6 protein-coding genes and 3 tRNA genes are annotated in these 6874 nt (G+C 72.0%); 4 read left to right on the top strand and 5 right to left on the bottom strand.

Annotated elements, in window-relative coordinates; genetic code table 11:
- From ACZ7J0_RS14680 to ACZ7J0_RS14670, 3 genes are all read right to left on the bottom strand, one after another.
- The coding region (locus ACZ7J0_RS14680; protein WP_470887267.1) for a DEAD/DEAH box helicase at window positions 1-1929 on the bottom strand (1929 nt) is incomplete at its 3' end.
- A gap of 199 nt (window positions 1930-2128) precedes the next feature.
- Complete coding sequence (locus ACZ7J0_RS14675; protein WP_470887265.1) at window positions 2129-2638, bottom strand: hypothetical protein; 510 nt, start codon at window positions 2636-2638, stop codon at window positions 2129-2131.
- Window positions 2639-2852: 214 nt separating this feature from the next.
- Window positions 2853-3203 carry a metallopeptidase family protein gene (locus ACZ7J0_RS14670; RefSeq protein WP_468708724.1) on the bottom strand — a complete coding sequence of 117 codons (351 nt, stop codon included), beginning with the start codon at window positions 3201-3203 and terminating at the stop codon, window positions 2853-2855.
- 85 nt (window positions 3204-3288) lie between these two features.
- On the opposite strand from ACZ7J0_RS14670, the gene ACZ7J0_RS14665 reads away from it, so the two are divergent.
- The 4 genes from ACZ7J0_RS14665 to ACZ7J0_RS14650 all read left to right on the top strand — a co-directional run bounded on the left by ACZ7J0_RS14665 (window position 3289) and on the right by ACZ7J0_RS14650 (window position 5138).
- Window positions 3289-4731, top strand: a complete 1443-nt coding sequence (locus tag ACZ7J0_RS14665) for a metallophosphoesterase family protein (protein ID WP_470887263.1) — start codon at window positions 3289-3291, stop codon at window positions 4729-4731.
- A gap of 88 nt (window positions 4732-4819) precedes the next feature.
- Window positions 4820-4892 (top strand) — tRNA-Glu (locus ACZ7J0_RS14660).
- 40 nt (window positions 4893-4932) lie between these two features.
- Window positions 4933-5007: transfer RNA gene (locus ACZ7J0_RS14655), tRNA-Asp, on the top strand.
- 54 nt (window positions 5008-5061) lie between these two features.
- A tRNA-Phe gene (locus ACZ7J0_RS14650) sits at window positions 5062-5138 on the top strand.
- 38 nt (window positions 5139-5176) lie between these two features.
- Here the strand turns inward: ACZ7J0_RS14650 and ACZ7J0_RS14645 are convergent.
- Together ACZ7J0_RS14645 and ACZ7J0_RS14640 are read right to left on the bottom strand one after the other, a co-directional pair.
- Window positions 5177-6010 (bottom strand): cytochrome c biogenesis CcdA family protein, encoded by an 834-nt coding sequence (locus ACZ7J0_RS14645; RefSeq protein WP_470887261.1) that lies wholly within the window; start codon window positions 6008-6010, stop codon window positions 5177-5179.
- Entirely contained in the window at window positions 6007-6798 is a 792-nt protein-coding gene (locus ACZ7J0_RS14640; RefSeq protein ID WP_470887259.1) for a DsbA family protein, read from the bottom strand. The genes ACZ7J0_RS14645 and ACZ7J0_RS14640 overlap by 4 nt, the downstream gene beginning before the upstream one ends.
- Between the last annotated feature and the right edge of the window lie 76 nt (window positions 6799-6874).

Genomic DNA, 6874 nt, shown 5'->3' with positions numbered 1-6874 from the left:
ACGACGCTCGAAGGAACGGCCACCACGGTCGTCACGGTTGAAGCCACCCGACGGACGGTCGTCACGACGGAAACCACCGGACGGACGGTCGTTGTCCCGACGGAAGCCACCGGACGGACGGTCGTTGTCACGACGCTCGAAGGAACGGCCACCACGGTCGTCACGGTTGAAGCCACCCGACGGACGGTCGTCACGACGGAAACCACCGGACGGACGGTCGTTGTCACGGCGGAAGCCGCCCGAGGGACGGTCGTCACGACGGAAGCCGCCACGGTCCCCGCGGTCGCCACCGCGGTCACGGCGCTCGTAGTTGCCGCGGTCGTCGCGGAACGCCGGGCGCTCCTCGCGGGACTCGCGCACCGGCTCCGGCGTCGCGGCGGCCGCGACAGCCTGCGCGACCTCGGCCTCGGCGGCCTCGGTCACCTCGGCGACCGCGGTCTCCGGGTCCTCGCCACGCTCGCGGGCGGCGCGGGCCACCAGACGGTCGGCCTCCTCGCGCAGCTCGGCGGCGCGGCGCTGGACGCGCTCCAGCTGCTTGGTGAGGTCGACGACCTCGCGCTCGGCCTGCTTGGCGGCGTTGTTCGCGGAGTCGGCCTGGACCTCGGTCAGCGAACGGGCGCCGGTGATCTCGGCGACCTCCGGGTCGAAGGCGCCGGCGCTCTGGATGATGTGGCGCGAGGCGTCGACGCCCGCGTCCTCCATCAGCCGGAAGATCTGGCGGCGCTGGTGCGGCAGCGACAGCGAGACGACGACACCGGACTTGCCGGCACGGGCGGTACGGCCCGAGCGGTGCAGGTAGTCCTTGTGGTCACCGGCCGGGTCCACGTTGAGGACCAGGTCGATGCCGTCGACGTGGATGCCGCGCGCGGCCACGTCGGTGGCGACGAGCGCGTTGACGTAACCCTTCTTGAAGTCCTCGAGGACTCGGGTACGCGCGCCCTGGGTCATGCCGCCGTGCAGCGCGTCGGCCTTCACGCCCGACTCGCACAGCTGCTCGGCGATGCGGTCCGCGCCCAGCTGGGTGCGGACGAAGATGATCGTGCGGCCCTTGCGGGCGGCGATGGCGGCCGTGACCGGCGCCTTGTCCTTCGGCTTCACGACCAGGACGTGGTGGGTCATCGTCGAGACGTTGCCCTGCGCGCTGTCGACCTCGTGCGTGACGGGGTTCGTCAGGTAGCGCTTGACCAGGGTGCTGATCTCGTTCTCCATGGTGGCGGAGAAGAGCATGCGCTGGCCGCCGCCGGGGATCTGGTCGAGCAGCTCGGTGACCTCGGGCAGGAAGCCCAGGTCGGACATCTGGTCGGCCTCGTCGAGGACGGCGACCTGGACGTTGGCGAGCGAGCAGGCGCCGCGGTTGATGAGGTCACGCAGTCGGCCCGGAGTGGCGACGAGGACGTCGACGCCGCGCTCCAGGGCGTAGATCTGGTTGCTCATCGACGTACCGCCGCAGACGACCTTCATCTTCAGGCCGAGCACGTCGCCGTACGGCTGGAGCGCGTCCGCGACCTGCATCGCCAGCTCACGCGTCGGCGTGAGGATGATCGCGCGGGGCTTCTTCTTCTCGGTGACGCCGCCGGCCAGCGCGGCCAGGGTCGGCAGACCGAACGAGAGGGTCTTGCCGGAGCCGGTGCGGCCGCGGCCGAGGATGTCCTTGCCGGCCAGGGCGTCCGGGATGGTCGCGGCCTGGATCGGGAAGGGCGTGGTCACACCGTTCTGCGCGAGCTTGCGCACGACGCCCTCGGGCAGCCCGAGGTCGGCGAAGGTGACGGTCGGCTCGGAGGACTCTTCGGCCTCGGCGGCCTCTACGGCCTCCGGAGCCTCAGGGGCGTCGACGACGGCCTCGGGGGCCTCGACGACAGCGATCTCGACGGCAGCCGACTCGTCGTTGTTCTCGGGCAGGACGGCGTGGTCAGAACTGAAAATGGACATGCGAAATGCGAAACCTTCCGGAGTCTCGGCACGCGCCCGTCAACTCCGTGTGTTTCGCAAAAGACCGCCTCAATGCGGTCAGCCACGGCAAGGGAGAGTACGCGCCACACGGCGCTCTTCTGTGTCGGCGCCGGGCAAATGGGATCAAACGATCTACCACCATACGCACCCTCCCCCGCCCATGGCAAACCGGGGTTCGTCACACCGGCCCGACCTGCGGTGATGCCTCCGGCTCGGACCGCATCCCATGCCCGTCCGCCGCCGTCATCGCCCCCATGTGGGTCTCCGCGGCGGGCGACGCGGACGGCGGGTCGGACGGCTTCGGGGTCGGCTCCGGCGTCGGGCTCGGCGGCTCCTCCACCGGCGGGGTCGGCGTCGGCGTGACCGGCTCCTCGGTCGGCGGCGTCGGGTCTCCCCCACCCGGCTCCGGGTCCTGCGGAGGCTGCGGCTGCCCGTCCGGCTTACCGCCGACCGGGGGATTCAAGGACGGCGCCGCGGACCCGCCGGGGGCCGGGGACGCGGTGGAGCCGTCGTCCGCCCCCTCGCTCCCGCTCTCGCCGTTCTTGCCCGTCGCGCCCGCCGGGCCGTGACCGCTACGGCCCTGCCTGCCGCCGGGCGCCACGCCCCCGCCATCCGGGTGGGCCGCCGCTCCCCGGCGCTCGGCCGACTTGGCGGGCGCCGGCTTCCCGCCGTCGTCGCCGACACTCATACAACCGCTCAGCCCGCTTGCGGAGGCCGCGACCGCGAGTGCGGTGACGGCCCATCTGACGGGGACGGGCAACTGGCGCACGAGCGGCACCTCCAGGGCACGGACGGCAGGGATCTTGGGCTTCGGGAACGCGGAGTCCCCCTGCCCAACTCCCTGCGCACCGCTGGGGACACGCCCGTGGAGCCGCCCCGGCCCCTGCCGCCCTCCCCGGGGCTCAGCCGTACCCGAGCGCGTGCAACCGCTCGTCGTCGATGCCGAAGTGGTGGGCGATCTCGTGCACCACCGTGACCTCGGTCTCCTCCACCACGTCCTCGCGCGACTCGCACATCCGCAGCGTCGGACCCCGGTAGATCGTGATCCGGTCCGGCAGCACACCGGCGTACCACTCGCCGCGATCCGTCAGCGGCGTTCCCTCGTACAGCCCAAGCAGCTCCGGGTCCTCGGGAGACGGCTCGTCCTCCACGAACACCGCGACGTTGTCCATCAGCCGGGTCAGCTCCGGCGGGATCCTGTCCAGCGCCTCGGCGACCAGTTCCTCGAACTCCTCGCGTGTCATCTCCAGCACGCCACCATTGTCACGCAGTTAACACAGGCCCACGCCGGGGCAAGGACGGAGCATGGACCCGCACCTTCCCGGGCATACGGCGCCAATGGCCCGAGACCTCCTCGTCACGCCCTCGCCCCTGCGCCGCGCCCTCGGCCTGATCGGTGTCGTCCTGCTCGGCGCCTGGCTCGGGCTGCTGACGGTCGACAGCATCGGAGCCGTACGCACGCCCGTCGGCCCCGTGGACACCCGGATGGCCCTGAAGCCCTCCCTGACCGGCGGCACCCGGATCGACGTCCCGCCCCTCGGCGCCCTCGACCTCGACTCCCACGCCTCGCCGCTCCGCCTCGACGTCGGGGTCGACCGGCTCGACCCGGTCCGCGCCCAGGCCCTGGTCGAGCACCCCGAACGCATCTCGGGCCTCCAGGAGGAGATCGCCCAGGACGTCGCCGACGGCACCCGCGACCTGGTCGTACGGTCGGCGGTCGCCGTCGTCTGCGGCTCCACCGCGCTCGCCCTGGCCGTCTACCGCCGCCCCCGGCGCGCCCTCGCCGCCGGTGGCCTCTCGATCGTCCTGCTCGCCGCCTGCGGCGTCGGCACGTACGCCACCTGGAGCCCGAAGTCCGTGCTGGAGCCCCGCTTCTCCGGGCTGCTCTCCTCCGCCCCCTCCGTGGTCGGCAACGCCCGCTCGATCGTCACCGAGTTCGACGTCTACCAGCAGGAGTTGGCGCGCCTGGTCACCAACGTCACCAAGCTCTACGACGCCACCTCGACGCTGCCGACCTACCAGCCGGACCCCGGCACGATGCGCGTCCTGCACGTCTCCGACATCCATCTCAACCCAGCGGCCTGGCGGATCATCGCCAGCCTCGTGGAGCAGTACGACATCGACGTGATCATCGACTCCGGCGACACCATGGACCACGGCAGCGCCGCCGAGAACGGTTTCCTCGACTCGATCCCCGACCTCGGGGCGCCCTATGTCTGGGTGCGCGGCAACCACGACTCCCAGGTCACCCAGGAGTACGTGTCCCAGCTGAAGAACGCCTACGTCCTCGACGAGGGCTCGGCGGTCACCGTCGCGGGCATCAGGATCGCGGGCATGGGCGATCCGCAGTTCACCCCCGACCGCTCGGTGAGCGTCCCCGGCGTGGACGCGGAGCACGCGGCCGGCGTCCGCCTCGCCGCCGCCCTGCGCGGCCAGAAGCGTGCCGGCACCCCCGCCGACATCGCCGTCGCCCACGACCCGGCCGCGGCCCGCGAGACGGACGGCGAGGTTCCGCTGGTCCTGGCCGGCCATCTGCACCACCGCGAGAACATCGTCCTGCCCCGGGGTACCCGGCTGCGCGTCGAGGGCTCGACGGGCGGCGGCGGGCTGCGCGCGGTGCAGAACGAGAAGCCGGAGAAGGTCCGCGCCTCCGTCCTGTACCTCGACCGGGCGACCCGCCGGATCCAGGCCTGGGACGAGGTCACGCTCGGCGGTCTGGGGCTGACGACGGCCGAGGTCAGCCGCCATGTCCCGGAGGTGCTCCAGGCCCGGGCGCCCTAGCCGCGGAAACCGTTTTGGCGATAGCTCCCCGCATCCCATATGCTTCTCACGTCCCCGACGCGCTGCGAAGCGCCCAGGTGGGCCCTTAGCCCTCATCGTCTAGTGGCCCAGGACGCCGCCCTTTCAAGGCGGTAGCACGGGTTCGAATCCCGTTGGGGGCACGCTTTACCGTGTGCGAGACTAGTGCTCGCACATAAGCTTGGTCCTGTGGAGCAGTTTGGAGTGCTCGCCACCCTGTCAAGGTGGAGGCCGCGGGTTCAAATCCCGTCAGGACCGCTGCGATCTCTCGTGGATCGCGTCCTCTGGCTCTTTCGAGCCGGGGATACCCCAGGCTGGGTAGCTCAGTTGGTACGAGCGATCGCCTGAAAAGCGATAGGTCGCCGGTTCGACCCCGGCCCCAGCCACCACTCGAAGGCCCCGTCCTCTGGACGGGGCCTTCGTCGTGTCAGACCCGCTCCTCCTCCCGGCGGCGCCACCCCCGGACCGCCAGGACGACGGCGACGACCCCGAGCACCACCATCAGCAGGGCCCAGTCCGGGACCGCGCGGCCGAGCACCGACACCCGCTCCTCCACCGCGAACGAATCGTCCACCGACAGCAGCCCCGGCAGGGCCGTCGTGCCGTCGAAGGCCAGGAACAGCGTGCCGATCCCGACGAAGAAGAGGCCGGACAGCAGCGATGTCGTATGCAGTTCGAAGCGGCCGAGCCGCACCGGACGGCCCCGCAGCCAGCGCCGGCGCCCCAGGTCGTACCGCTCCCAGAGCAGCGCGAGGACGAAGAGGGGGACGGCCATCCCCAGGGCGTAGACGGCGAGAAGCAGCCCGCCGTACACCGGGCTGCCACCGAGCGCGGCCACCGTCAGCACGCTGCCCAGGATCGGCCCGGCACAGAACCCGGCCAGGCCGTAGACCAGACCCAGGGCGTAGACCGAAAGGGCGGTCGTCGGACGGATCCGGACGCTCGCCTCGGCGATACGGCGGGAGGCGAAGCCCATGCCAAGGATCTGGAGCACCCCCAGGACGATGATCAGCCAGCCGCCGAGGGCCACGAGGAGGTCGCGGTGGCCGTAGAAGAGCCGCCCGGCCAGCGACCCGGCGGCGCCGAGCGGCACAAGCGTGGTGGCCAGACCGGCGTAGAAGATTCCGGTCCGGGCGAGCAACCGGGTGGGGCTGTCGACGGAGTACGCGAAGAACGCCGGGAGCAGCAGCGCGCTGCAGGGGCTGAGCAGGGCCAGAAGGCCGCCGAGGAAGGCGGCCAGATAGCCGGCGTCGGTGGTCACTTCCGGCCCCCGGTCGCGGAGGCGGAGGGAGCGGGGGCGGAGGGGGTCGGGGAAGCGGCGGTGGCCGTCTTCCTCGCTGCCTCGATGGCGGCGGTGAAGGTCTCCATGGACTGGGCGCCCGCGATCGGCCGGCCGTTGATCAGGAAGGACGGCGTGGAGGTGGCGCCGAGGCCGTACCCCTCGTCCTGGTCGCGCTTCACGGCGTTCCTCGCCCCGTCCGCGTCGAGATCGCGGGTGAAGCGGTCGAGATCGGCCACCCCCGCCTCCCGCGCGAGGGTCCTGAGCCGGTCCGTACCGAAGCCCTTCTGCTTGGCGCCCTCGGCGTACGCGGCCTTGTGGAACTCCCAGAACCGGCCCTGCCGCCCGGCCGCCCAGGAGGCCCGCGCGGCCGCCTCCGACTCCTCGCCGAAGATCGGGAAGTTGCGCCATTCGATGCGCAGGGTGCCGTTGTCCACGTACTTCTCGATCAGCTCGGGCTCGGTGTCGCGGGCGAACTGTCCGCAGTAACCGCACGTGAAGTCGGCGTACTCGATCAGGACGACGGGCGCGTCCGCCCGGCCGCGCGCCAGCGCGTCGGACGCGTCGCGGCGGGCGAGCTTCGTCAGCTCCGGGTAGACCCCCGCCCGCGGGTCGGCGGAGACGACGGCGGCGGGGCCGGAGCCGGCGGACCCGGGACCCTCCGGCCGGGTGGCGGTGTACGAGGCGACACCGAGCAGCACGGCGGCGACGGCGACACCGGCGCCGATGAGCAGCGGCTTGGACGTGGAGGGGGACAGGGGAAGGGGCATGGCGGAGCTCCTGGGCGCGCGTGGTGCGTAAGAGGTACGAAAGGGACCGGCTAGGGCGAGAGTGGCTCGCGCCGGT

It is taken from the genome of Streptomyces sp. NPDC038280, from assembly GCF_055600045.1.
This window is presented reverse-complemented; position numbering and strand designations above follow the sequence as displayed.

Bases quoted from the DNA above. Each gene is read 5' to 3' on its own strand.
- ACZ7J0_RS14665 (WP_470887263.1), top strand. From the start codon at position 3,289: ATGGCCCGAGACCTCCTCGTCACGCCCTCGCCCCTGCGCCGCGCCCTC.
- ACZ7J0_RS14675 (WP_470887265.1), bottom strand. From the start codon at position 2,638: ATGAGTGTCGGCGACGACGGCGGGAAGCCGGCGCCCGCCAAGTCGGCC.
- ACZ7J0_RS14640 (WP_470887259.1), bottom strand. From the start codon at position 6,798: ATGCCCCTTCCCCTGTCCCCCTCCACGTCCAAGCCGCTGCTCATCGGC.